We start from the raw sequence: 24016 nt of genomic DNA, 5'->3' as shown, positions 1-24016 counted from the left end.
CTATCGCTTGATGGATGGCCGCCTTTTCCCCCGCCCCGAGGAGACGCGTGGATGGCAACCCGGCAGACGCAGTTCCTTGCGCGGTCGCTTCTCGCCCCTGCCGTCGGGCTGCTGTTCATCTGGATGATCGTTCCGCTCGCGCTGACGATCTATTTCGCGACGCTGCATTACAGCCTGCTCGACCCCGGCTCCGAGGCGTTCGTCGGTCTGGAGAATTTTCGCTACTTCCTCACCGATCCCGCCTTCCTCGCCTCGCTTCAGAACACGCTGGTGCTGGTCGGCTCGGTGCTGGCGCTGACCATCCTGCTTGGCATTCCGCTGGCGGTGCTGCTCGACCAGCCCGTGATCGGCCTCAACATCGTGCGGTTGATGGTGATCGCGCCGTTCTTCGTGATGCCGACGGTGAGCGCGCTGGTCTGGAAGAACCTCTTGATGCATCCGGTGTCCGGGCTGTTTGCCTGGATCGCCTCGGTGTTCGGGCTGACCCCGATCGACTGGTTCACCGATGCGCCGCTGCTCGCCGTGATCCTGATCGTTGCCTGGCAATGGCTGCCGTTCGCGACGCTGATCTTGCTCACCGCGCTGCAATCGCTCGACGAGGAGCAGAAGGAGGCGGCCGAGATGGATGGCGCCAGCGCGCTCTCGGCTTTCATCTACATCACGCTGCCGCACCTGGCGCGGCCGATCACGGTGGTGATCCTGATCGAGACCATCTTCCTACTGACCGTGTTCGCGGAAATCTACGTCACCACGGGCGGCGGTCCGGGCCTTCAAACCACCAACATCGCGTTCCTGATCTATTCGCAGGCGCTGATCCAGTACGACGTCGGCACCGCGTCGGCCGGCGGCCTCGTGGCGGTGGTGATCGCCAATGTCGTCGCCTTCTTCCTGGTCCGCATCGTCGGCCGCAATCTGGAGACGTGAGACCATGGCGCGGATGGCGACGACGCGGCGGGTGGCGATATCGACGATCGGAGCCTGGTTCTTCGGCTTCCTGATCTTCTTCCCGATCCTGTGGATGGTGCTGGCGAGCTTCAAGACCGAGCTCGAGGCCTTCGCCATTCCGCCGTCCTTCCTGTTCTTCCACTGGACCCTGGAAAACTATGCGACCGTGCAGGAGCGCAGCGACTATCTGCATCACGCGCTCAACTCGATCATGATCGCCGGCGGCTCGACGCTGATTGCGCTGTTGATCGCCATTCCCGCGGCCTGGTCGATGGCGTTCTCGCCGACCAAGCGCACCAAGGACATCCTGCTCTGGATGCTCTCGACCAAGATGATGCCGCCGGTCGGCGTGCTGGTGCCGATCTACCTGATCTACAGGACCTTCGGCCTGCTCGATTCCCGTGCCGGACTGATCTTCATCCTCTGCCTCGGCAATTTGCCGATCGTGATCTGGATGCTGTTCACCTATTTCAAGGAGATCCCGCGCGACATCCTCGAAGCCGCGCGCATGGACGGCGCCACCATCGGCCGCGAACTCGTCTATGTGCTGACGCCGATGGCGATCCCGGGCCTCGCCTCGACGCTGCTGCTCAATCTGATCCTGGCCTGGAACGAGGCTTTCTGGACGCTCAATCTGTCGACCTCCAGCGCCGCGCCGCTCACCGTGTTCATCGCGTCCTATTCGAGCCCGGAAGGGCTGTTCTGGGCAAAATTGTCGGCGGCGTCCACGCTGGCGATCGCGCCCATTCTCGTCCTCGGTTGGTTCAGCCAGAAGCAGCTCGTGCGCGGGCTCACCTTTGGCGCGGTAAAGTAAGAAGGGCTGCCGGATCATGGGTCAGATTACACTTCAGGACGTGCAAAAGTCCTTCGGCCCCGTGCACATCATCAAGGGCGCCGATCTCGAGATCGAGGACGGCTCCTTTGTGGTGTTCGTCGGGCCGTCCGGCTGCGGCAAGACCACGTTGTTGCGGCTGATCGCCGGGCTTGAGGACGTCTCCGGCGGCAAGATCTTGATCGACGGCAAGAACGTCGTCGACACACCGCCCGCCAAGCGCGGCCTGTCGATGGTGTTCCAGTCCTACGCGCTTTATCCGCATATGAGCGTGCGCGGCAATATCGGCTTCGGTCTGAAGATGGCGGGGCTCGCCAAGGACGAGATCAACCGCAAGGTCGAGGCGGCGGCCGCGACGCTGAACCTCACGCCCTATCTCGACCGCAAGCCGCGCGAGCTCTCCGGCGGCCAGCGCCAGCGCGTCGCGATCGGGCGCGCCATCGTCCGCGAGCCCAAGGCGTTCCTGTTCGACGAGCCGCTGTCGAACCTCGATGCGGCCTTGCGCGTGCAGATGCGCATCGAGGTGACGCGGCTGCAGAAGCAGCTCGGCACCACCGCGATCTACGTCACCCATGATCAGGTCGAAGCCATGACCATGGCCGACAAGATCGTCGTGCTCAACGGCGGCAAGATCGAGCAGTACGGCTCGCCGCTGGATCTGTACGAAAAGCCCGCGAATCTGTTCGTCGCCGGCTTCATCGGCTCGCCGAAGATGAATCTGGTGACGGGCGACCCAGCCACGCAGCAGGGCGCGATCACCATCGGCGTGCGGCCGGAACATCTCAAGATCGAGCGCGACGGCGCCGGCGGTTGGCTCGGCACGATTGCGGTCGCCGAGCATCTCGGCAGCGACACCTTCCTCTATGTCGATGCCGGGCCGCTCGGCATGCTGACGGCGCGCTACATCGGCGAACTGAGCCTGCATGCCGGCGACCGAGTGTCGCTGGTGCCGGACCCCGCGCGCATCCATCGCTTCGACGCGAGCGGCAACGCCATTCGGGGCTGACGAGAAACGGCAAGAAAACCGCAAGAAAACGGCAAGAAACGGACAATCAACATGTACCTGGAAAAATTCAAGCTGACCGGCAAGACCGCGTTCATCACCGGCGGTGGGCAGGGCATTGGGCTGGCCTGCGCGGAGGCGCTGGCCGAAGCGGGCGCCAGGGTCGTGATCGGCGACCGCGACAGCAAGATGGCCGACAGCGCCAAGGCCAGCCTGAAGGCGAAAGGCTATGACGTTGAAACTGCGATCATGGACGTCACCGACACCAAGCGCGTGGCGGAAGTCGCCAACGACCTCGTCGCCCGCCATGGCAAGGTCGATATCCTCGTCAACAATGCCGGCATCGCCCGCAGCGAGACGCCGGCGGAGACCGTGACGGACGAGCACTGGCTCAACGTCATCGACGTCAATCTCAACGGCACGTTCTGGTGCTGCCGCGAGTTCGGCAAGCACATGCTCAAGGCCAAAAGCGGCGCCATCGTCAATATCGGCTCGATGTCGGGCTTCATCGTCAACAAGCCGCAGGAGCAGGCGTTCTACAATGCTTCCAAGGCCGGCGTGCACCATTTGACCAAGTCGCTGGCCGCCGAATGGGGCGCGCGCGGCATCCGCGTCAACGCGGTGGCGCCGACCTATATCGAGACGCCGCTCAACGCCTTCGTCAAGAGCAACGCCAAAATGTACGACGCCTGGATCGGTGGAACCCCAATGGGGCGGATGGGGCAGGTCGACGAGATCGCCTCCGTCGTCCTGTTCCTGGCCTCCGAGGCCGCGAGCCTGATGACCGGCAGCATCGTGCTGGTGGATGGCGGCTACACTTGCTGGTAGGCTTGCGTCAAAATTGACGAAAGCGATCGGGGAGTGACAATGCCGCGAGCGTATATCGGCGTCGACGTAGGGACCACGAGCACGCGGGCAGGGGTGTTTGACGAAGCAGGCACGCTTCTGGCGACCGCCAGGCATCCTATTCGAATCTGGCAAGAGGCCGGCGATATCGTCGAGCAGTCGTCCTCCGACATCTGGCACGCCTGCGTGAAATCGGTGCGGGCCGCGGTGGCTGAGGCCGGCGTCGCGCCCGACAGCATCGGCGGCATCGGTTTTGATGCGACCTGTTCGCTGGTCGTCCTCAACCGGCAGGGCGAGCCGGTCACCGTCAGCACGTCCGGCGACAAGCAGCGCAACGTCATCGTCTGGATGGACCATCGCGCCACGGCCGAGGCGCGGCTGATCAATGAGACCGAAGATTCAGTGCTGCGCTATGTCGGCGGCTCGATCTCGCCCGAGATGGAGATGCCGAAGCTGTTATGGCTGAAGCGGCACCTGCGGGCGAGCTTTGACGCCGCGGGCCATTTCTTCGATCTGGCGGATTACCTGACCTGGCGCGCCACCGGCTCGTTGCAGCGCTCGACCTGCACCGTCACCTGCAAATGGAACTATCTCGCCCATGACGGCGGCGGCTGGAGCGCGCCATTCTTCAAGCGCATCGGTCTCTCGGAGTTCGTGGCCGAGAAATATGCCCGCATCGGTACCGGCATCGTGGCGCCTGGCACGCGGCTCGGCGACGGTCTCACACGTGCAGCCGCAGCCGATCTCGGCCTGACGCCGGGCACGCCCGTCGGCGCGTCGCTGATCGATGCGCATGCCGGCGGCATCGGCGCGATCGGCGGCCGTGACGGATCGGGCGGGGCGACCGATGTCAGCGATCGCCTTGCCTACATCATGGGAACGTCGGCCTGCATCATGGCGACGACGAAACAGCCGTGCTTCGTGCCCGGCGTGTGGGGACCATATTATTCCGGCATGGTGCCGGACTTCTGGCTCAACGAGGGTGGTCAATCGGCCGCGGGCGCGGCGATCGACCACCTCCTCAAATCGCATCCGGGCCATGCCGAGGCGAACGCGGCGGCGCGCAGCGAGGGCGTTGACTTGATCGAGCACCTTGAGCGTCGCATCATCGCGCGCGCCGGCGATGCCAGCCGTGCCGCGTTGCTGGCCCGCGACGTCCATGTCCTCCCCGAATTCATCGGCAACCGCTCGCCTTACGCCGATCCCGATACGCGCGCGGTGATCGCGGGGCTCGATCTTGACACCGACACCGGCGCGATGGAGCGGCTGTTCGTCGCCGGCCTGTGCGGACTCGCTTACGGGCTCGCCGAGGTGATCGAAGCTTTTGCCGCGCATGGCGTTCACTCCAGCATCATGATCATGGGCGGCGGCGCCAGCCGCAGTCCGCTGGTGCGGCAGATCATGGCCGATACCACCGGTCTCACGGTCGCGCTGCCGCAAACGAAAGAGCCGGTGCTGCTGGGCGCCGCGATGCTCGGGGCGGTGGCCGGCGGCGCCTGTGTTTCGATCGGCGAGACCATGGCGAAAATGTCGGCGCTGGGAGGCAAGAGCGAGCCGACCGCGCCCGACATGGCTGCGTTTCACGCTCGCAAGCGCGACGTCTACAAGCTGCTGCGCGAGGTCGATCGCGGCAGCCGTGCCGCGATGCGCGACATCGCCAGAGGTTGAGACGGATGCTGATTTCCTGCGGCGATGCGTTGATCGATTTCGTGCCGACCCGAAACGCGGATGGACGCGAGGCGGTGATGCCGGCGGTCGGCGGCTCCTGCCTCAACGTCGCAATCGGCATGGCGCGCCTGGGCGCACCCACCGGCTTCCTCGGCGGTATCTCAACCGACATGTTCGGACGCATGATCGCCGACCATGCCGCCGCCTCTCATGTCGATCTCGGTTTCGCCACCCGCAGCGATCGTCAGACCACACTCGCTTTCGTGCAAATTGTTGCGGGCGAGTCGCACTATGCCTTTTATGATGCCGAGACGGCGACGCGGAACTGGACTTATCGGCGCGGGTCCATTCCCTTTGACACGGTCGAAGCTCTCCATGTCGGCTCGACCACGCTCGTGAACGACCAGGGCGCGGCAGAGACCAAAGCGCTGATCGCAGATGCGCGGGCGTTATCGACGATCTCGCTCGATCCGAACTGCCGGCCCAATCTGGTCAAGGACAAGCCGGCCTATCTTGCACGGATGGCCGAGTTCGCCGGGACTGCCGATCTCATCAAGATGTCCGACGTCGACTTCGCCTACCTCTATGGCGACGAGCCTTATCAGCAACGGGCAAACGCAATGCTGGGGCAGGGCGCGAGCCTCGTCGTCATCACGCGCGGCAACAACGGCGCCATCGCCTGGCATGCGAAAGCCGGCCCTGTCGAAGTCCCTGCGCCGAAGATCGAGGTCGCCGACACCATCGGTGCCGGCGACAGTTTTCAGGCCGCGCTGCTGTTCGCGCTGCACAAGCAGAGACGTCTCGCTCGGCAGCAACCGAAGGATATCAGCGCGGATGAGCTCCGCCGCGCGCTGTCCTTTGCCGCCAATTGCGCCGGCCTGACCTGCACCCGCCCGGGCGCGGATCCGCCGTGGAGTCGCGAGATCACATGGAGCTGGTAGCGAGGCGAGCAGGCATTCGCCATTTACGGGATGTCTCCGCGATGCACTGCGGCCATGCGCCAGCCAAATGGACAGGATGGGTTCAGGCTGGCAAGGTCCGCGTCTCCTGACGCGAGCCTGTCCTGATGAGCAACGATCTCTGTTTCCTGTCTGCCACTGAACTGCGTGCGCGTATCGGCCGCAAAGAGGTGTCGCCCGTTGAACTTGTCCGCGCCGTGCTCGCGCGCGCCGAAGCCCTCCAGCCCGAGCTGAACTGCTTCATCACGATCTGCGGAGACGAGGCGATGGCCGAGGCGCGCGCGGCCGAGCGCAAGCTGATGGCGGGCGAGCCGCTCGGCCTGCTGCACGGCATTCCCGTCACCGTCAAGGACATCGTCAACACCAGGGGCGTGACGACCACGTTCGGCGCCGTTCCCTACAAGGACAATGTGCCGACCGAGGATGCGGTCGCCGTCGCAAAGCTGCGCGCGGCAGGCGCGATCCTGATCGGCAAGACCACGACGCCGGAATTCGGCAGCAAGTGCCTGACCGATTCGCCGCTGTTCGGCCGCACGCGCAATGCGTGGGATGCGAGGCGGTCGTCCGGCGGCTCCAGCGGCGGTGCGGCGGTGGCCGTTGCCAGCGGCATCGCCCCGCTTGCGATCGCGACCGATGGCGGCGGCTCGACGCGGATTCCGGCCGCCTGCAACGGAGTGGTCGGGCTGAAGCAGAGCAACGGGGTGATCGCGCACAGCCAGGCGCTCGATGCCTTCGGCAACCAGACCTATGTCACGCCGATGACGCGCGATGTCCCCGATACCGCGCTGATGATGCAGGCGATGGCCGGCGAGGATGCCTGCGATCCCTGGTCGATCAGCGTGCCCGTGCCCGATTTCATCGGCACCGCCGCCCCGCGCGGCGATCTGCGCGGGCAGAAGATCCTGTTCTGCGCCGCACCGCCGGGACGTCCGGTGTCTTCGGACGTTGCGACGGCCTTCAAGGCGAGCCTCGATCGGCTCGCGAGCCTGGGCGCCGAGCTCGAGGAATTCTCCGGCGACGGTTTCGACATCGAGCCGATCTGGCGCGCCATCAACCACACGGTCTGGCGCACGCGGTTCGCCAAGCTCGTGACCGAGCATGGCGATGCCCTGAGTGAAGCCTTCGTCAAGCAGGTCGCGCTGGCGACCAATGTCAGCGGCGTCGAGTACCAGGAGGCGATGTTCGCGCGCACCGCGCTGTTCCGCCGGGTGCAATCCCTGCTGGCGCGCGGCAACCTGCTGGCGATGCCGACCCTCACCCGCACCGCGCTGCCGATCGACCAGGACCTGTTCGGCACCATCGAGATCGACGGCCGGCATTTCGACAGCGTCCGACCGCATTGGTTCCCCTGGACCATGCCGTTCAACATGACCGGCCATCCCGCGATCAGTCTGCCTTGCGGCTTCGGGAGCGATGGCCTGCCGATCGGGCTTCAGCTCGTCGGCCGCTTCCGCGCCGATGCCGAGTTGCTGCGCGTCAGCGCCCTGTTCGAGGCGTCAACCGACCTTCTCTCCCGCTGGCCCGGCTGAGATGGGGTTCGGGAAAGACACTTTGCTTGTGGCCATCCTTCGAGACGCCCGCTTTGGGCGGGCTCCTCAGGATGAGGTCTCGGTTTGCGGCGAAACGGTAACCCCTCATGGTGAGGAGCCCGCCAAAGCGGGCGTCTCGAACCATGCAGGCCGAGCACCCTCCTGGCACTCTAAAGCACTTGCGTCGGGCGTCCGGACATGTTGATCGTGCCGCGGATGAGCCCTGAAACCGAGCGCACATGAGCGTATTTGTCCTCCGACGTCTGCTGACCTTGCTGGCGACGCTGGTCGGTGCGTCCGTGATCATCTTCCTGGTGCTGGACGCGCTTCCCGGCAATGCCGCGCAGATGCTGATGGGAGCCGACGCGTCGCCGGACGCGGTGCGGGCGCTCACCGTCAAGCTCGGGCTCGACCAGCCACTGGCTATTCGCTACCTGCAATGGATCAAGGGGCTGCTGATCGGCGATCTCGGCAACTCCTATGTCTACGGAACGCCGGTCGCGAGCCTGATCGCGGAGCGGCTTGCGTTGACCATCCCGCTTGCGATCATGTCGATGCTGATCACGGTGACGCTGGCGCTCTCGGCCGGCATCTACACCGCCGCCAACCACAACAAGCTCGGCGATGTCGGCGTGATGTCGCTGACGCAAATCGGCATCGCGCTGCCGAATTTCTGGTTTGCGATCCTCCTCGTGCTGCTGTTCTCGGTGCGGCTGCAATGGTTGTCGGCCGGCGGCTTTGCCGGCTGGGACGAGGGCGTCTGGCCCGGCATCAAGTCGCTGCTGCTGCCGGCGGTCTCGCTGGCGGTGGTGCAGGCCGCGATTCTCGCGCGGGTCACGCGCTCCGCCGTGCTCGAGGTGCTGCGTGAAGATTTCGTCCGCACCGCGCGCGCAAAGGGCCTCGGCAAGCGCGAAGTGCTGTGGAGCCATGTGCTGCGCAACGCCATGATCCCGGTGATGACGGTGATGGGGCTGCAATTCGCCAATCTGCTCGCCGGCACCATCGTGATCGAGAACGTGTTCTACCTGCCGGGCCTCGGCCGGCTGATCTTCCAGTCGATCGCCAACCGCGACCTGATCGTGGTGCGCAATTGCGTGATGCTGCTGGCTGCCATGGTCGTCATCGTCAATTTCGTGGTCGATGTGCTCTATGCCTTCGTCGACCCGCGCATCAAGGTGCACGATCTGTGAGTGATCCGCTCGCCACCGCGGTCGGACTGCCGACGGCAACCGCGCCGACGCCTCCCGCCACGGGCTTTTGGCGCAGGGCGCTGCGGCATCGCAGCTTCACGCTGGGTGGTGCATTGGTGCTTGTGGTGATCGGTTCGGCGCTGCTCTCGCTGCTGTGGACGCCGTGGTCGCCCTATGAGATCGACATCGCCTCGAAGCTCCGGCCGCCATCCGCGGCGCACTGGCTCGGCACCGATTCCTTTGGCCGCGACATCGTCTCGCTGCTGCTGGCGGGCGCCCGCTCCACCATCATGGTCGGCATCATCGCCGTCAGCATCGGCCTCAGCTTCGGGGTCTGCCTCGGCCTGATCGCGTCGGCCCGCCGCGGCTGGACCGAAGAGATCATCATGCGCTTCTCCGACTTCACCTTCGCCTTTCCGGCCGTGCTCTCCGCGATCATGCTGGCTGCGGTGGTGGGGCCGGGCATGGTGACCTCGATCATTGCGATCGGCATTTTCCAGATTCCGACGCTGACCCGGCTGACGCGCGGCTCGGCCAACGCGATCTGGGCGCGCGAATTCGTGCTGGCCGCGCGCGCCGCGGGGAAGGGCAAATTCCGCATCACCATCGAGCATGTGCTGCCCAACATCCTGTCGATCCTGATCGTGCAGGCCACCATCCAGTTCGCGCTCGCAATTTTGGCCGAAGCCGCGCTGTCCTATCTCGGCCTCGGCACCCAACCGCCGCAGCCGTCCTGGGGACGGATGCTCAATGATGCGCAGACGCTGCTGTTCCAGTCGCCGATGCTGGCGGTCTATCCGGGCGCCGCGATCGCGATTGCCGTGCTCGGCCTCAACCTTCTCGGCGACGGCTTGCGTGATCTGCTCGATCCCCGACTGGCGCGGGAGCGATGACGATGGCTGATCCCGCAACCATGCCGCTGATCGAAGTCGTCAATCTCGGCGTCCGCCTCAACACCAGCCGCGGGCCGGCGCAGGCCGTGCGCGGCGTCAGCTTCGCCCTCAAGCGCGGCGAGACGCTCGGGCTGGTCGGCGAATCCGGTTGCGGCAAGTCGGTCACCGCGCTGTCGCTGATGGGGTTGTTGCCGGACAGCGCCGTGGTCTCGGGCAGCATCAAGCTCGACGGCAGCGAGCTCATCGGACTGTCGGATGCTGATTATTGCGGTCTGCGCGGCAACCGCATCAGCATGATCTTCCAGGAGCCGATGACCGCGCTCAACCCGATGCACACGATTGGCCATCAGGTCGCCGAGCCGTTGCGGCGTCACAAGAACTATTCGGCCGCACAGGCACGGCGGGAGGCGATCGCCTTGCTCGACCGCGTCGGGCTGCCGGATCCTGCCAAGCGCATCGATGCCTATCCGCACCAGTTTTCCGGTGGCCAGCGTCAGCGCGTCACCATCGCCATGGCGCTTGCCTGCGAGCCCGATCTCTTGATCGCGGATGAGCCGACCACCGCGCTGGACGTCACCATCCAGGGCCAGATCCTCGATCTCATCGCCGATCTCGTCGAGGAACGCGGCATGTCGATGATCCTGATCTCGCACGATCTCGGCGTCATCGCCGAGAACGTGCAACGCATGATGGTGATGTATGGCGGCACCGTGGTCGAGAGCGGGCCGACCGACGAAGTGTTCCGCCGCATGGGGCATCCCTACACGCAGGGCCTGTTCCGCGCCCGGCCGAAGCTCGGCGCGCGCAAGGGAACGCGGCTGACGACGATCTCGGGCACGGTGCCGGAGCTCGCCGATCTGCCCTCCGGCTGCACTTTTTCCGATCGTTGTCCTCTCGTGATCGATCGATGTCGCGCCGCACTTCCGCCGGTGGTCGAAGTCGGACCCGGCCATGGCGTCCGCTGCATCAGGACGGATGTTTCGATGGCCGATCGCGTCGGAGCGCTGTCCGCATGAGCACCGGGCCGCTTCTCGACGTGAAGAATCTCGAGCAGCGCTATACGCTGCCGCGCGAAAGCCTGTTCCGTCCGCCGGGGCAGGTGCGCGCGCTCAACGGCGTCAGCGTGCAGGTCGCTGCCGGCAAGAGCCTTGGGATTGTCGGCGAGTCCGGCTCGGGCAAGTCGACCTTCGCGCGGGTGGTGATGGCGCTGGAGCGGCCCACATCAGGGCAGGTCGCCATGCTCGGGCGCGACCTCAACCAGATCTCCGCAGACGAGCTGCGCCGTGCGCGGCGCGATTTCCAGATGGTGTTCCAGGATCCCTATGGCTCGCTCGATCCGCGCCAGACCATCGCACGCATCGTCGCCGAACCGCTCACCGTGCTGGAGGAGGCTGACCGCAGCACGTTCCGCGACCGCGTCGCCGCGGTGCTGCGGCAGGTCGGCTTGCGCGATGCCGACATGGACAAATATCCGCACGAATTCTCCGGCGGCCAGCGCCAGCGCATCGCGATCGCGCGCGCGCTGATCACCCAGCCGAAGCTCATCGTCGCCGACGAGCCAGTCTCGGCGCTGGACGTCTCGGTGCAGGCGCAGGTCTTGAACCTGATGCAGGACCTCCAGGAGCAGTTCGGCCTGAGCTACGTCCTGATCAGCCACGACCTCGCCGTCGTCGATTATCTCTGCGACGAGGTCGCCGTGATGTATCTCGGCCGGATCGTCGAGCAGGGCCGGCCGGAGGATTTGTTCGAACGCTCCGCCCATCCCTATACCCGTGCGTTGCTGGAGGCCGTGCCGCGAGCGCGTGCCGGCGGCGGCCGGCGCCGGCGCGGAGCCCAGGCGATCGCGTCGCAATCGGCGGCCGGAACCGGATGTCCCTATGTCGCCCGTTGTGCGCTCGCCGACCAGCATTGCCGCGAGGCCGCGCCTGAGTTACGCAGGGTCGGCGAGGCCCATCTCGCCGCCTGCCACAAGGCGGAAGGCGTGATGGCGTTGCCGCAAGCGGGCATGGAAGGTTAGTGTCCGGGGCGGGATTGGCGTAGGCTGGGACCAGACAAGGCCGGGGAGTTACGCATGTTCAGGAAACTATTCGTCGTCGCGTTTGCCGCTGCGTTCGCTGCCGCACCGCTGCCGGTGCTGGCGCAAGGCAAGAAGGACAGCGTCGTCATGGGCATGACGCTGGAGCCCCCGGGCTCGATCCCACCAACGCCGCCGCCGCGGCGATTGCCGAAGTCACCCTCTACAACATCTATGAGACGCTGACCAAGATCAACGAGGACGGCTCCACCTCGCCGCTGCTGGCGGAGAGCTGGACGGCTTCGCCGGATTTGAAGACCTACACCTTCAAGCTGCGCAAGGGCATCAAATTCCACAATGGCGAGCCGTTCGATTCCGCCGCGGTGAAGTTCTCGTTCGAGCGCAATGCCGTCGCCACCAGCACCAACAAGGACAAGAGCCTGTTCCAGAGCTTCGAGTCCATTGCCACGCCCGATGCCGACACGGTCGTGATCACCCTGAAAAACGCCGAGCCGAACTTCCCGTTCTTGTTGGGGCAGGCAAGTGCCTCGATCGTCGAGCCGAAAAGCGCGCCGACCAATGTGACGCAGCCGGTCGGGACCGGGCCTTACCAGCTTGGCGCCTGGGCCAAGGGCTCCTCGATCACGCTCAACAAATGGGCTGACTATCGCAATGCCTCGGCGATCAAGCTCTCCAAGGTGACGATCCGCTTCATCTCCGATCCGGCCGCGCAGGCGGCTGCGCTGCTGTCGGGCGACGTGGACGCGTTTCCGCGCATCGCGACCCGCGTCGTTGCCCAGTTCAAGGCCGACCCGCGCTTCACGGTGCTGATCGGCGGCTCCAAGGCCAAGACCATCGTCGCCATCAACCATCGGAAGAAGCCGCTCGACGACGTCCGCGTTCGCCGCGCCATTCTCGCTGCGATCGACCGCAAGGCGATCATCGAGGGTGCCGTCGAAGGATTCTGGTACGCCGATCGGCAGCTTCTACACGCCGGGATCGCTCGGCTATGTCGATACCACCGGCATCAACCCTACGATCCCGAGAAGGCCAAGAAGCTGCTGGCCGAGGCCGGAATCACCGCGCCGATCGAGCTGTCGCTGAAGCTGCCGCCGCCGCCCTATGCGCGGCAAGGCGGCGAGATCGTCGCGGCCGAGCTTGCCAAGGTCGGCATCATCGCCAAAATCGAGAACGTCGAATGGGCGCAATGGCTGTCGCAGGTATTCGCGCCCAACGGCCCGCATAATTTCGACCTCACCATCGTCAGCCATGTCGAGCCATTCGACCTCGTCAAGATCACCGAGCCCGACTATTACCTCGGCTACAACAACGCCGCCTTCAACGCACTGTACAAGCAGATCGTGGCGACCCCGGATGATACGGCGCGTGCCAAGCTCCTCGGCGACGCCCAGCGCATGCTGGCAACCGACGCAGTCTCCGCCTATCTATTCCAGCCGCAATGGCCCACCGTCATCAGCAAGAAGCTGAAAGGCGTCTGGAAGGAAGTCCCGCAGTTCGAGAACGATTTCTCGGCGTGGTCCTGGGAGTAGGGGAGCGAGTCAGCCCGTGCCCGTTGTTGTGCCCTCTCCCCCTTGTGGGTAGGGCCCAATCGCATATGAGGCAGATTTCTCTGTGGCCATCCTTCGAGACGCCCGCCTTTGGCGGGCCCTCAGGATGAGGTCGGAGCACGGGGCAGCAAATTCGACGGGTGCCGATGCTACTTAGCCTCATCCTGAGGAGCGCGCTCTTGCGCGCGTCTCGAAGGACGAGGCGCGCGCTCACACCGCCCAAAATGCCATCTGCGATGGCCCTGCCCTTGTGGGACAGGGCAGCAACGCTGGTTGATACAAACTCACACGGGTGAGGGGTCTGTCTCCGCATATGAATCACGCAGTTGAATTCGCGGAGCGAGACGCCTCAAAGGCTCCTTGGCAGCACGCAAGCTCCGGACGTGATAGCCCTGTCTCTGAACGGCTGACTTGATCTCGTCGCTGACTTTCCGGACCCTTCTTCTGGTCTTGCGCCATTTCTTCTTATAGCAAAAGACGGGTAGTGCCGCGCCGGTGCTTAGAACCAGCAAATCGCGCCTGTCACTGTGATAGACTTCGTACATGTCGCCCCCACGATCATGAATGTTCGGTCCTCTCGACAGCTTAGCTTGTTGGATGGCTGGGCGGATTTAGATTTGATAATCGAGAGCAAACTGGCAGCCCCAGCAGGCTGTGAATTGCGGGGAAATCACCGGCGGGTCGGCACGATCAACTTACGTTTCTGTTTGTATGTCGTTGCCATGCGACGTCAACGCACCAATTTTGCTCTGGATCAATACGAGCTGGCAGTCGATGAGATCGTCGCCGCTTGTGACGGTGATCTGCGCGATGCGCTTCGAGCGCTCATGCTCCTCAATGAGCAGTTAGAGTACGAGCTGGCGCTTATGAGGGGAGCGTGCGCTCCTGACCAGACGCTGCACTAAGGTAACCTGACCGCGCGTCGATCACGCTTGCACGCTGCGTGGCCGATCCCCGAACTCCTATTTCTCGACGGCTCCGGTCCAGTCTTTGAACCCTCCTACGTTGTAGACATTTTCGTAACCCATATCCTTAAGCAACTTACCCGCGAGTGCCGCGCGTCCGCCAGAAGCGCAATAAAGGATCACCGTTTTGTTCTTATCAAAATTCTTGTCATGGTAAGGAGACTCTGGGTCCGCTCGAAATTCCAGCATTCCGCGTGACACATTCAGTGCGCCCGCGATCTTGCCGCTGGCGGCCACTTCAGGTGCATCTCGAACGTCCAAAACCAGAGTGTTGCCCGCGTTGATCATATCGGCGGCTTGATCAGAGCTGATCTTCGGAACCGCGGCGTGGGCCGCTTCAAGCATCTGCTTTACTGTCGTTGCCATTGATTGCCTCCGTTTTCCAACCGGGATCGGCAGCGGTAGAATTGAGACATCCCGCGAACTGACGCAAGTGGCAATCACGATAGCTTCATCTCGTACAGCCGGCGATTTCGGAATAATCGCATTATGCCCCTGTTTTGCCCGACGAGTCAAACCGGCTCATCGCCTGCACACGTAAGCCGTTGATTTTGCTGCCGCCGCCTACTGTGCATGGGGTTGTTTTCCAGAAATATGATGTTCGGCGCCGCGGCGGTCCGCGTCGCTTCTCGGAATCAGGCCGCTTCCGCCGTCACCTTGCCGATCCAGTCGCGGGCGAGCGTCACGTCGGCTTGTTACAATTGGTGGCCTGCCGGCAGGACCTTGTGGGTCACGCCGGCTCCCGCTTCCGACAGCAGTGCGGCGAGCTTTGCCGAGTTGCTTGCGGGCACGATCGGATCGGCTTGCCCTGACAGCAGCAGCACCGGCTTGCCGCCAAGTTCGGCCTTGGGCGGATCCGACAGCGGCACCATCGCGCGCAGCAGGATCGCGCCGGCGAGAACGTCCGGCTTCAGCAGCAACAGCGCTGCTGCGATGTTCGCGCCGTTGGAGAAGCCGACCGCGACCGGCGCGGCGATGCCGTAGCGTTGCCGCGCCTCGTTGACGAACTCGCCGAGCTCGAGCGCGCGGCGGCGCACGTCCACCTCGTCGAACACGCCCTCTGCGAGACGGCGGAAGAAGCGCGGCATGCCGTGCTCCAGCACGCGTCCGCGCGGCGAGAGCAGGGCGGCCCCGGGCGAGATCATCTTGCCGAGCCCGAGCAGGTCGTTCTCGTCGCCGCCGGTGCCGTGCAGCAGCAACAGGGGGCGAGCCCGCGTCGCGCGCGGGCTCGAAACGATGGATGAATGAACTCTCGGTCATGACACGCTCTCTTCCAGGCTCGGCAGCACGTCCTCGATCTGCTTGCGATGGGCTTCGAGGAAACCCGGCAGCTTCAGGTCGCGTCCCAGCGTCGCGACCGGTTCGTCGACGGCGAAGCCGGGGATATCGGTCGCGATCTCGAACAGCACGCCGCCGGGCTCGCGGAAATAGACCGAACGGAAGTAGTTGCGGTCACGCTGCTCGGTCGGATGCAGGCCGTGATGAGAGACGAGCCTCTCGGCCATCTGGCCCTGCTCGGCGTCGTCGGCCGCGCGGAACGCGATGTGGTGCACCGAGCCGCCGCCCTGATGCCCGCGCAGAAAGCCCTTGGCCTCGTAGATGTCGACGACACTGCCGTGCAAATCGCCGGGCGCCTTGAAGCGGATCACCGATCCCTCGCAACCCGTCTCCTTGAAACCGAACACGTCGGTGAGGACGGCAGCCGTTTTGGCCGCGCTGTCGAGCAGCAGCGTCACGCCATGGAAGCCGCGGATCGCATGCTCGGCGGGGACGTCGCCGTTGCTCCAGCCCGGCTCGTTCTCGGCACCGGGGATGCCGACCAGTGCGAGCGCCATCCCGTCCGGATCGGTGAACGGCAGCACGGATTCGCCAAAGCGCTTTTCCAGCGCCTCGTAAGCGATGCCCTTCTCGATGAAGCGCTGCGTCCAATAGCCGAGCGAGCGCTGCGGCACGCGGAAGGCGGTCTGATGGGTCTCGCCGACGCCGCGGCGTCCGGCCGGCGCTCCAGCCCAGGGGAAGAAGGTCAGGATGGTGCCGGGCCGGCCGGTCTCATCGCCGTAGTAGAAATGATAGGTGCCGGGGTCGTCGAAATTGACGGTCTTCTTGACGAAGCGCAGGCCGAGGTCGCTTGTGTAGAAACCGAAATTCCTGATGGGATCGCCGGCAATCGCGGTGACATGGTGCAGTCCGGACATCGTCGTCCTCCAAAGTTCGGGGAGCGGGTCTTGCTCTGGGCGGAAATATCGTTCCGCTTTGGATTGGAGACAATCCATGCAAACATGACGTCTATGTCTACGATTTGGAACCAATCGCGAGAACCCGCGCTTGGATAAGGTGGCCAGCCTGCGGGCCTTCGTGAAGGTGGTCGAAAGCGGCAGTTTTGCCGATGCCGGCCGCCAGCTCCGGCTGTCGCGCTCGGCGATCAGCAAATACATCGCCGACCTCGAGCAGAGCCTGGGCGTGCAGCTCCTGAACCGAACCACGCGGCAGGCGAGCCCCACCGAGAGCGGCCAGCAATATTTCGAGCGCGCCGTCGTGATCCTTTCGGAGATCGAGGCCGCCGATCAGGCGGTGACGCAAGCCCAATCGGCGCCGCGCGGATTGTTGCGCGTCAACGCGCCGATGTCGTTCGGCACGATGCGGCTCGGGCCGGTGCTCGCCGAGTTCATGGAAAAATATCCCGAGCTTCAGCTTCAGCTCGTGCTCAGCGACGACCTGCTCGATCCCGTGCAGGACGGCTTTGACGTGACCTTGCGGATCGCGGAATTGGAGTCCTCGAGCCTGATCGCTCGCAAGATCGTGGCTGTCGCGCGGATGATCTGCGCGTCGCCGGATTATCTCGCGCGTCACGGCACGCCAAAGCATCCGCAGGATTTGCGCGAGCACGCATCGCTGACCTACGGCTTTCTGCTGACCGGCAATCAGTGGAAGCTCACCGGCGCCGACGGCGATCACTGGATCCAGCCGGCCTGGTCGCTCTGCGTCAACAATGCCGAAGTGCTGCGTGATGTCGCGATCAAGGGCAGGGGGCTGGCGTTGCTGCCGGAGTTCATCGCCGCCGACGCGTTAAGGAACGGCAAGCTGCGCACCGTGCTGGAGGATTATTCTGCCCCGCCGCTCGCGCTCTACGCGGTCTATCCGCCGACGCGGCATCTGTCGGTCAAGGTGCGGCTCTTCATCGATTTTCTCGTCGAGCTGTTTGGCCGCGAGGATGAAGCTGTTGCGCGCCGTCGCTCCCGGGCGAACTGAGCGCTAGCGCCGCAGCGTGAACTCGTCCGGGCCGCGCCGGTGTTCCCACTTCGCCTTCTCCAGCTCGGGCTGGTCGCATTCGGCCTCGGGGTAGCCGATGCAGAGATAGGCGATGAATTTCCAGGTGCCGGGCACGTCGAGGATGGTGTGGATGCGGTCCGGGCTCAGGATCGAGACCCAGCCGAGCCCGATGCCTTCGGCGCGCGCGGCGAGCCACATCGCGGTGATCGCGGCCACCACGGAATATTCGGTTGTCTCGGGCATGGTCGCGCGGCCGAGGCCATGGCCGACATCGCTCGCCTTGTCGGCGAACACGGCGAGGTGGCCAGGCGCTTGTTCGAGGCCCGACAGTTTCAGACCGGCGTAGCGCGCCGCGCGTTCGCCGGCATAGCAACTCAACGCATCGGCGTTGCAGGCCTTGAAATCGTCGATCACGGCGCGGCGCCTTGCGGCATCATCGACGGTGACGAAGCGCCAAGGCTGGCTCAGGCCGACCGATGGCGAAAGGCACGCCGTCTCGATCAGCCGCGCGATCGCGCCATCCGGCAGCGGATCGGCGCGAAAGCGGCGCACGTCACGGCGCCACACGAACAGCTCGCGCAAGTGCCGGCGGAAAGTGTCGTCGAACGCGACCATCAACTCATCCTCCCGCGTGAAGGCTGGCTGCGGCGACCAGCAGGATCAGGATCTCGCCGGTCTGCTCGAAAGCGCCGAGGATGTCGCCGGTTTGCCCGCCGATCTGGCGGATGGCAAGCCGCGCGAGGATCAGTCCAGCGAGCGAGAGCAGGACGAGGCTGGCCAGCGCCTTGCCTGGCCCAAGCGCAATTGCAAGACAGAGCGTTCCGATGCCGAACGCGATGGCGACGCTGCGGCCCGGTGGCGCTCCGGCGCTTGCGGAGAGCCCGTCAAGCCGCGCCGGCGGCACCAGCGACATGAAGGCCGGAACGCCCGCACGCGCCCCGGCATGCGCGGATGCGAGCGCCAGCGTCACCAACCACGGATTGGCGATCGCCGCGAGCGCGCTCCAGCGCAGGCCAAACGACAGAACCAGCGCGCAGGCGCCATAGCTGCCGATCCGGCTGTCGCGCATGATATCGAGCTTGCGCTCGCGCGTCCGTCCGCCGCCAAGCCCATCGGCGGCATCGGCAAGTCCGTCCTCATGCAACGCGCCGGTGATGAGCGTCGTCGTGGCCAACGCGAGCAGGGCGGCGGGGCCGGACGTCAATCCCAGCTTGCTCGCGATTGCGTAGGCCGCAGCGCCAGCCAACCCCACCAACAATCCGGCGACGGGCAGCGCCCAGGTCGCGCGTGCAATCGCACCATCAGCAGCGGACTTCGACGATCTGACCGGAAAAATCGCAACGAATGTTGTCGCGATCCTGAGATCGGTGATGATGTCTTTGAGAACTTCGGCGCGCGGCATCATTTCAGCTTCATCGGCAGGCCGGCGACAACGAACTCGACCTCGTCGGCAACAGCTGCAACGGTCTGGTTCATGATCCCGGCAGCATCGCGAAAGCTGCGCGCCAGCGCATTGTCGGGGACGATGCCGAGGCCAACCTCGTTGGTGACGAGAACGACGGGGCTCTTGAGGCGGGGCAGGGTAGCGGCGAGCTCCGTCACTTCGTGGGACCAGTCGCGTTCCGCGTGCATCAGATTGGAGAGCCACAGCGTCAGGCAATCGACCAGCCTTGCGCCGCTGCCGTCGGTTGCGACCAGCGTGGCGACGAGATCGAGCGGCACCTCGCGCTCGATCCAGTCGGTTCCACGTCGCCGCCGATGGGTTGCGATGCGCGCTTCCATTTCGGCATCGAGCGTCTCGGCCGTCGCGACATAAACCGGCTGGCCGGGAAAAGCGCGTGCGCGGCTTTCCGCGCGCTTGCTCTTGCCCGATCGTGCTCCGCCCGTGATCAAAATGACGGCCATAGGGTCTCCTGCGGCCAGCACTAATCACCAAACGCGGCCAAAGACAAAGCCGAAATCCGTAGGCCGGGGCTTGCGCCCGGACCGTGGTTTGCGCAACAGGGGCGGGACGGGAGGCGCATGTGGGTTTTGCGGGTGCGATGGCGGTGGCGATGGCGGTGGATGCCCTTCTGGGCTGGCCGTCATGGCTGTTCGCGCGGATCGGCCATCCCGTGACCTGGCTCGGGCGGCTGATTGCGGCCGTCGATTCCGCCTGGAATAGGTCCTCCGATCCGCCTGCGCTTCGCCGTGCCGCCGGTACCGCCGGAGCACTTGCCGTGATTGCACTCGCCGCCGCGCTCGGCTGGGCGCTTCAATCGTTGCTGATCTCGGGCTGGATGCGGCTCGTGCTGGTGGGCATGCTCGCCTGGCCGCTGGTCGCTTTGCGCTCGTTGCACGATCATGTCGCAGCGGTCGCAATACCCTTGCTGGCCGGTGATATCGCCGCTGCGCGAGAGGCTGTCTCGCGCATCGTCGGCCGCGATCCGGCCGCGCTCGACCAAGCCGGTATCGCGCGCGCGGCGATCGAGAGCCTGGCGGAAAACGCCTCGGACGGCATCGTGGCGCCGGTGCTCTGGGGTGCGCTGTTCGGCCTGCCCGGCATCCTCGGCTACAAGGCGATCAACACGCTGGACTCCATGATTGGCCATCGCACTGAACGCCACGAGGCGTTCGGTTGGGCTGCTGCACGGATCGACGATGTCGCCAACTTCATTCCGGCGCGGCTGACCGGATTTCTGTTCGTGCTGCTGGCGCCGCGGCGATCCAAAGCGTTGTCGTGCATGACGCGCGATGCGCGTCGTCATCGATCCCCCAATGCCGGCTGGCCGGAAGCGGCCATGGCCGGCGCGCTCGGCGTGCGGCTCAGCGGTCCTCGGATCTATCATGGCAGTATCACGAGCGAGCCGTGGCTGAACGAAGCCGCACGCGATCCGCTCGCCGCGGACATCGTTCACGGGCTGACGATCTACCGCCGCGCCATGGTGTTGCTGGCCGGCGTGCTTGCGATCCTGGCTTTCGCGTGAAAGAACATCGCATGCGCGAGCACGGTGGAAATCTGGATCAGGCCCAGCGGCGTTTTGGCGGCCGCGCGGAGGACTGGATTGATCTGTCGACCGGGATCAACCGGCTGCCATATCCAGTCGGCGAAGTGAGCATGCGCGCGTGGAGCCTGCTGCCTTCGAGGTCCGATATCGAGGCCCTGCATCGGGCCGCGCAGCACGCCTATAACACGAGCGCGCCGGTTGTCGCGATGGGCGGCGCGCAGACCGCCATTCAACGGTTGCCGCAACTTGCGCCGCCCGGCCGGGCGCGCATCCTCGCGCCGACTTACAATGAATATGCCGCGGTGCTATCGGCTGCCGGCTGGAATGTCGCAGAGGTCGGCGAGCTCGATGCGCTGGCAGGTGCGGACCTCGCCATCGTCGTCAATCCCAACAATCCCGATGGTCGGTGTTATAAACCAGCCGATCTGCTCGCGCTGCTGCCGCGCGTGCGAAGACTCGTGATCGACGAAAGCTTTGCCGACGCGGTTCCGCATGGGTCGCTCGCTTCGGAAGCGGGGCGGCCCGGGCTGCTGATCCTGCGCTCATTCGGAAAGTTTTACGGGCTTGCGGGCCTGCGTCTCGGCTTCGCGCTTGGCGACGCGTCCGACATCGCCAATCTCGCCACGGCGATCGGCCCTTGGCCGGTCTCTGGAGCGGCGATCGCGATCGGCTGCCGCGCCTTGGCTGACGATGCTTGGGCCGAGGCAACGTCAGCGCGGCTTGCAGCGGATAGCGACAGGCTCGATGCCATGGTGCAATCGCAAACCTGGAGGCTCGTCGGCGGCACGCCATTGTTTCGTCTCTATGAGATGCCCGACGCGCTCGCCATGCAGGAAAAATTGGCGACCGCCCGGATTTGGCCCCGCGTCTTCACGCAGCGGCCGAGATGGTTGCGCCTTGGACTTCCCGGCAGCGAGACGGAATGGACGCGTCTCGGCGAGGCGCTTTCACGTTAAGCACTCAACGCGCGAGCGCGAGCAGGCCTTCGACATCCAGGTGCGTTTCGATGTGATCGGCAAGCGCATCGAGCGCGCTCTCGATCCTGGCGTGGTAGGGCTCGTCGCCCGCGGGAATGTCGAGCCTTGCGAGATACGCCTTGCGGAAATCGTCGGATGTGAACAGGCCGTGCAGATAGCTGCCCTGCACGCGCCCATCGCATGAGATCGCGCCTTCCGGCTCGCCGTCGACTTTCGCGAACGGGCGGGCGCGATCCGGCCCGTCAGTGCGGCCGATGTGGATTTCGTAGGCCTGAATCGGTTGAGCCGTGGCGGCGTGCAAGGCCGCAACACGCGTCAGTGTCTTCTGCGCGCTCATCACCGTCGCGACGTCCAGAAGCCCGAGGCCCGGCGTGTCGCCTGCAGGACCTTCGATGCCGCCGGGGTCGGCGACGCTGCGCCCGAGCATCTGGTAGCCACCACAGAGACCGAGCACATGGCCGCCTCTGCGGTGATGCGCGAGGAGATCGATGTCCCAGCCCTGCGCGCGCAGGAAGGCGAGATCGCCGCGGGTGGATTTCGAGCCCGGGATGATGACGAGCCTGACGTCGCCGGGGATCGCTTCGCCCGGACGCACCATGACGAGATCGACACCAGGCTCGAGCTTGAGCGGATCAAGATCATCGAAATTGGCGATCCGCGACAGCGCGAGGCAGGCGACCTTGCATTGTCCCGGCTTTCGCGCGTCACTCCAGGCCCTGCGCGTCTTCGGCTGGCAGCTCGCCGGCACGGCCGAACCACGGCAGCACGCCAAAGCCGCGCCAGGATGTTTTCGCTTCGATGAGCCGGTAGCCGTCGTCGAACAGCGTGGGATCGCCGCGGAACTTGTTGATGACAAAACCCTGGATCATGGCTGCATCGTCCGGATCGATCACCGTCTTGATACCGACAAGCTGGGCAATGACGCCGCCGCGGTCGATGTCGCCGATCAGCACGACCGGCACGTCGGCCTTGCGCGCGAAACCCATATTGGCGATGTCGGCCTTGCGCAGATTCACTTCGGCCGGGCTGCCGGCGCCTTCCACCAGCACGAGATCGGCACGCGCCTTGAGGCGTTCAAAACTCTCCAGCACCGCGCCCATCAGCTGCGGCTTCATCGCCGCATATTCGCGCGCGCGCGCAGTCGCGACGCGTTTTCCATGCACGATCACCTGAGCGCCGATATCGGTCTCGGGTTTCAGCAGCACCGGGTTCATGTCGGTGTGCGGCTCGGCGCCGGCTGCGAGTGCTTGCAGTGCTTGTGCGCGTCCGATCTCGCCGCCGTCGACGGTGACGGCTGCGTTGTTCGACATGTTCTGCGGCTTGAACGGCAGCACGCGCAGGCCGCGCCGCGTGAAGGCGCGCGCGAGGCCGGCGACGATAAGCGATTTGCCCACGTCCGAGCCGGCTCCTGGATCATCAATGCGCGCGCCATCGTGTGTGCTTCAGAACTCGACGCCGGGTTGCGCCTTGATGCCGGACCGGAACGGATGTTTGACCAGCGTCATCTCGGTGACGAGATCGGCGATCTCGATCAGTTCGTCCTTGGCGTTGCGACCGGTCAGCACGACATGCGTCATCGGCGGCTTTTGCGTCTTAAGGAAATTGACGACCTCTGCGATGTCGAGATAGTCATAGCGCAGCGCGATGTTGATCTCGTCGAGCACGACCATGCGCAAGCTGGGATCGCAGATCAGCTCCTTGGCCTTCTCCCAGCCGGCGCGTGCGGCGGCGATGTCGCGGGCGCGGTCCTGCGTCTCCCAGGTAAAACCTTCGCCCATGGCGTGGAACTGGCACAGGTCGCCGAAATGGCCGGTGAGCAGGCGCCGCTCGCCGGTGTCCCAGGCGCCCTTGATGAACTGCACGACCGCGCAAGGGAAGCCGTGGGCAACACAGCGTACGATCATGCCGAAGGCTGAGGAGGACTTGCCCTTGCCGGCGCCTGTGTGGACGATGATCAGGCCCTTTTCGCCGCTCTTGGACGCCATGATCTTGTCGCGGGCGACCTTGATCTTCGCCATTTTCGTCGCGTGGCGGGCATCGGCTTCTGCGGCCGTTTGGCTATCCGGTTCAGTCGTCATCTGACGGGGTCCTTCGGCTTGACAAGAGGCGGCCGGGGGCAAATGGTGGGCCAGCGTTGGTTCCTGTCCTACGACAGGCGAAGAGGGAATGCGATAGGGTCCGAATCGGCGAGATTTGGGTCCAAAATGCAGCCGCCCCCGCGACCGTGACCGGAGAGATGCCCGAAGCCACTGATCCCCTGGGGATCGGGAAGGCGGGGGATCGAAGGGCAAAGCCCTGCTCCGCAAGCCGGGAGACCTGCCAGCGTGGAAGTTTTGGACCGGCGGACGGGGTGTTCCGCGACGGGGAAGC

General features: G+C 65.0%; 23 protein-coding genes, 2 pseudogenes and 1 riboswitch. Of the genes and pseudogenes, 17 read left to right on the top strand and 8 right to left on the bottom strand.

Annotation, left to right across the window (positions count from 1 at the left end; all coding sequences use genetic code 11):
• Positions 1-51: 51 nt before the first annotated feature.
• From AB8Z38_RS10855 to AB8Z38_RS10790, 14 genes are all read left to right on the top strand, one after another.
• Positions 52-924 (top strand): carbohydrate ABC transporter permease, encoded by an 873-nt coding sequence (locus tag AB8Z38_RS10855; protein ID WP_369724933.1) that lies wholly within the window; start codon positions 52-54, stop codon positions 922-924.
• Positions 925-928: 4 nt separating this feature from the next.
• Positions 929-1759 carry a carbohydrate ABC transporter permease gene (locus AB8Z38_RS10850; protein ID WP_369724931.1) on the top strand — a complete coding sequence of 277 codons (831 nt, stop codon included), beginning with the start codon at positions 929-931 and terminating at the stop codon, positions 1757-1759.
• 16 nt (positions 1760-1775) lie between these two features.
• Positions 1776-2783 (top strand): ABC transporter ATP-binding protein, encoded by a 1008-nt coding sequence (locus AB8Z38_RS10845; protein WP_369724929.1) that lies wholly within the window; start codon positions 1776-1778, stop codon positions 2781-2783.
• A 51-nt stretch (positions 2784-2834) separates the two neighbouring features.
• Complete coding sequence (locus tag AB8Z38_RS10840; protein ID WP_369724927.1) at positions 2835-3608, top strand: SDR family NAD(P)-dependent oxidoreductase; 774 nt, start codon at positions 2835-2837, stop codon at positions 3606-3608.
• Between the two features lie 39 nt (positions 3609-3647).
• On the top strand, positions 3648-5294 hold the full coding sequence (locus tag AB8Z38_RS10835) for an FGGY-family carbohydrate kinase (protein WP_369724925.1): 1647 nt from the start codon (positions 3648-3650) through the stop codon (positions 5292-5294).
• A gap of 5 nt (positions 5295-5299) precedes the next feature.
• On the top strand, positions 5300-6235 hold the full coding sequence (locus AB8Z38_RS10830; protein ID WP_369724923.1) for a carbohydrate kinase: 936 nt from the start codon (positions 5300-5302) through the stop codon (positions 6233-6235).
• A gap of 125 nt (positions 6236-6360) precedes the next feature.
• Positions 6361-7782, top strand: a complete 1422-nt coding sequence (locus AB8Z38_RS10825; RefSeq protein WP_369724922.1) for an amidase — start codon at positions 6361-6363, stop codon at positions 7780-7782.
• Positions 7783-8021: 239 nt separating this feature from the next.
• The gene (locus AB8Z38_RS10820) at positions 8022-8972 is read left to right on the top strand and encodes an ABC transporter permease (RefSeq protein ID WP_369724920.1); all 951 of its coding nucleotides are present in this window, start codon (positions 8022-8024) and stop codon (positions 8970-8972) included.
• On the top strand, positions 8969-9865 hold the full coding sequence (locus AB8Z38_RS10815) for an ABC transporter permease (RefSeq protein WP_369724918.1): 897 nt from the start codon (positions 8969-8971) through the stop codon (positions 9863-9865). The genes AB8Z38_RS10820 and AB8Z38_RS10815 overlap by 4 nt, the downstream gene beginning before the upstream one ends.
• A gap of 2 nt (positions 9866-9867) precedes the next feature.
• On the top strand, positions 9868-10881 hold the full coding sequence (locus tag AB8Z38_RS10810; protein WP_369724916.1) for an ABC transporter ATP-binding protein: 1014 nt from the start codon (positions 9868-9870) through the stop codon (positions 10879-10881).
• Positions 10878-11882 (top strand): ABC transporter ATP-binding protein, encoded by a 1005-nt coding sequence (locus AB8Z38_RS10805; RefSeq protein ID WP_369724914.1) that lies wholly within the window; start codon positions 10878-10880, stop codon positions 11880-11882. Before AB8Z38_RS10810 ends, AB8Z38_RS10805 begins: the two co-directional genes overlap by 4 nt.
• Positions 11883-11936: 54 nt before the next feature.
• Complete coding sequence (locus tag AB8Z38_RS10800) at positions 11937-12125, top strand: hypothetical protein (RefSeq protein WP_369724912.1); 189 nt, start codon at positions 11937-11939, stop codon at positions 12123-12125.
• 65 nt (positions 12126-12190) lie between these two features.
• Positions 12191-13429, top strand: a complete 1239-nt coding sequence (locus AB8Z38_RS10795; RefSeq protein ID WP_369724910.1) for an ABC transporter substrate-binding protein — start codon at positions 12191-12193, stop codon at positions 13427-13429.
• Positions 13430-14169: 740 nt separating this feature from the next.
• On the top strand, positions 14170-14352 hold the full coding sequence (locus AB8Z38_RS10790) for a hypothetical protein (protein WP_369726467.1): 183 nt from the start codon (positions 14170-14172) through the stop codon (positions 14350-14352).
• Positions 14353-14409: 57 nt separating this feature from the next.
• Here the strand turns inward: AB8Z38_RS10790 and AB8Z38_RS10785 are convergent, their stop codons facing one another.
• The 3 genes and pseudogenes from AB8Z38_RS10785 to AB8Z38_RS10775 all read right to left on the bottom strand — a co-directional run bounded on the left by AB8Z38_RS10785 (position 14410) and on the right by AB8Z38_RS10775 (position 16607).
• Positions 14410-14778, bottom strand: a complete 369-nt coding sequence (locus AB8Z38_RS10785; protein WP_369724908.1) for a rhodanese-like domain-containing protein — start codon at positions 14776-14778, stop codon at positions 14410-14412.
• Positions 14779-15107: 329 nt separating this feature from the next.
• Positions 15108-15672, bottom strand: a pseudogene (locus AB8Z38_RS10780) (alpha/beta hydrolase).
• Entirely contained in the window at positions 15669-16607 is a 939-nt protein-coding gene (locus AB8Z38_RS10775; RefSeq protein WP_369724906.1) for a ring-cleaving dioxygenase, read from the bottom strand. Before AB8Z38_RS10775 ends, AB8Z38_RS10780 begins: the two are co-directional and overlap by 4 nt.
• A gap of 130 nt (positions 16608-16737) precedes the next feature.
• On the opposite strand from AB8Z38_RS10775, the gene AB8Z38_RS10770 reads away from it, so the two are divergent.
• On the top strand, positions 16738-17661 hold the full coding sequence (locus tag AB8Z38_RS10770; protein WP_369724904.1) for a LysR substrate-binding domain-containing protein: 924 nt from the start codon (positions 16738-16740) through the stop codon (positions 17659-17661).
• A 3-nt stretch (positions 17662-17664) separates the two neighbouring features.
• On the opposite strand, the gene bluB is transcribed toward AB8Z38_RS10770, so the two are convergent.
• From bluB to cobU, 3 genes are read right to left on the bottom strand one after another with little or no spacing between them, the layout of a single operon-like run.
• Positions 17665-18297, bottom strand: a complete 633-nt coding sequence (gene bluB / locus AB8Z38_RS10765; protein ID WP_369724902.1) for a 5,6-dimethylbenzimidazole synthase — start codon at positions 18295-18297, stop codon at positions 17665-17667.
• Positions 18298-18301: 4 nt separating this feature from the next.
• Positions 18302-19087, bottom strand: coding sequence for an adenosylcobinamide-GDP ribazoletransferase (gene cobS / locus AB8Z38_RS10760; RefSeq protein WP_369724900.1), 786 nt, complete (start codon positions 19085-19087; stop codon positions 18302-18304).
• Entirely contained in the window at positions 19084-19587 is a 504-nt protein-coding gene (gene cobU, locus AB8Z38_RS10755) for a bifunctional adenosylcobinamide kinase/adenosylcobinamide-phosphate guanylyltransferase (RefSeq protein ID WP_369724898.1), read from the bottom strand. Before cobU ends, cobS begins: the two co-directional genes overlap by 4 nt.
• A gap of 119 nt (positions 19588-19706) precedes the next feature.
• Here cobU and cbiB point away from each other — a divergent pair, with 119 nt between their 5' ends.
• The gene (cbiB, locus tag AB8Z38_RS10750) at positions 19707-20648 is read left to right on the top strand and encodes an adenosylcobinamide-phosphate synthase CbiB (RefSeq protein WP_369724896.1); all 942 of its coding nucleotides are present in this window, start codon (positions 19707-19709) and stop codon (positions 20646-20648) included.
• Between the two features lie 11 nt (positions 20649-20659).
• A complete protein-coding gene (gene cobD, locus AB8Z38_RS10745; protein WP_369724894.1) occupies positions 20660-21625 on the top strand; it encodes a threonine-phosphate decarboxylase CobD in 966 nt (321 codons plus the stop codon).
• Positions 21626-21629: 4 nt separating this feature from the next.
• On the opposite strand, the pseudogene AB8Z38_RS10740 reads toward cobD, so the two are convergent.
• A pseudogene (locus tag AB8Z38_RS10740) lies at positions 21630-23078 on the bottom strand (cobyric acid synthase).
• Positions 23079-23088: 10 nt separating this feature from the next.
• A complete protein-coding gene (gene cobO / locus AB8Z38_RS10735; RefSeq protein ID WP_369724892.1) occupies positions 23089-23724 on the bottom strand; it encodes a cob(I)yrinic acid a,c-diamide adenosyltransferase in 636 nt (211 codons plus the stop codon).
• A gap of 40 nt (positions 23725-23764) precedes the next feature.
• A riboswitch (cobalamin riboswitch) is annotated at positions 23765-23985 on the top strand.
• Positions 23986-24016 lie beyond the last annotated feature (31 nt).

This window comes from Bradyrhizobium sp. LLZ17, from assembly GCF_041200145.1.
Classification (GTDB): domain Bacteria; phylum Pseudomonadota; class Alphaproteobacteria; order Rhizobiales; family Xanthobacteraceae; genus Bradyrhizobium.
Note: the sequence above shows the minus strand (reverse complement) of the source record. Positions and strands in the feature narration are given on the sequence as shown.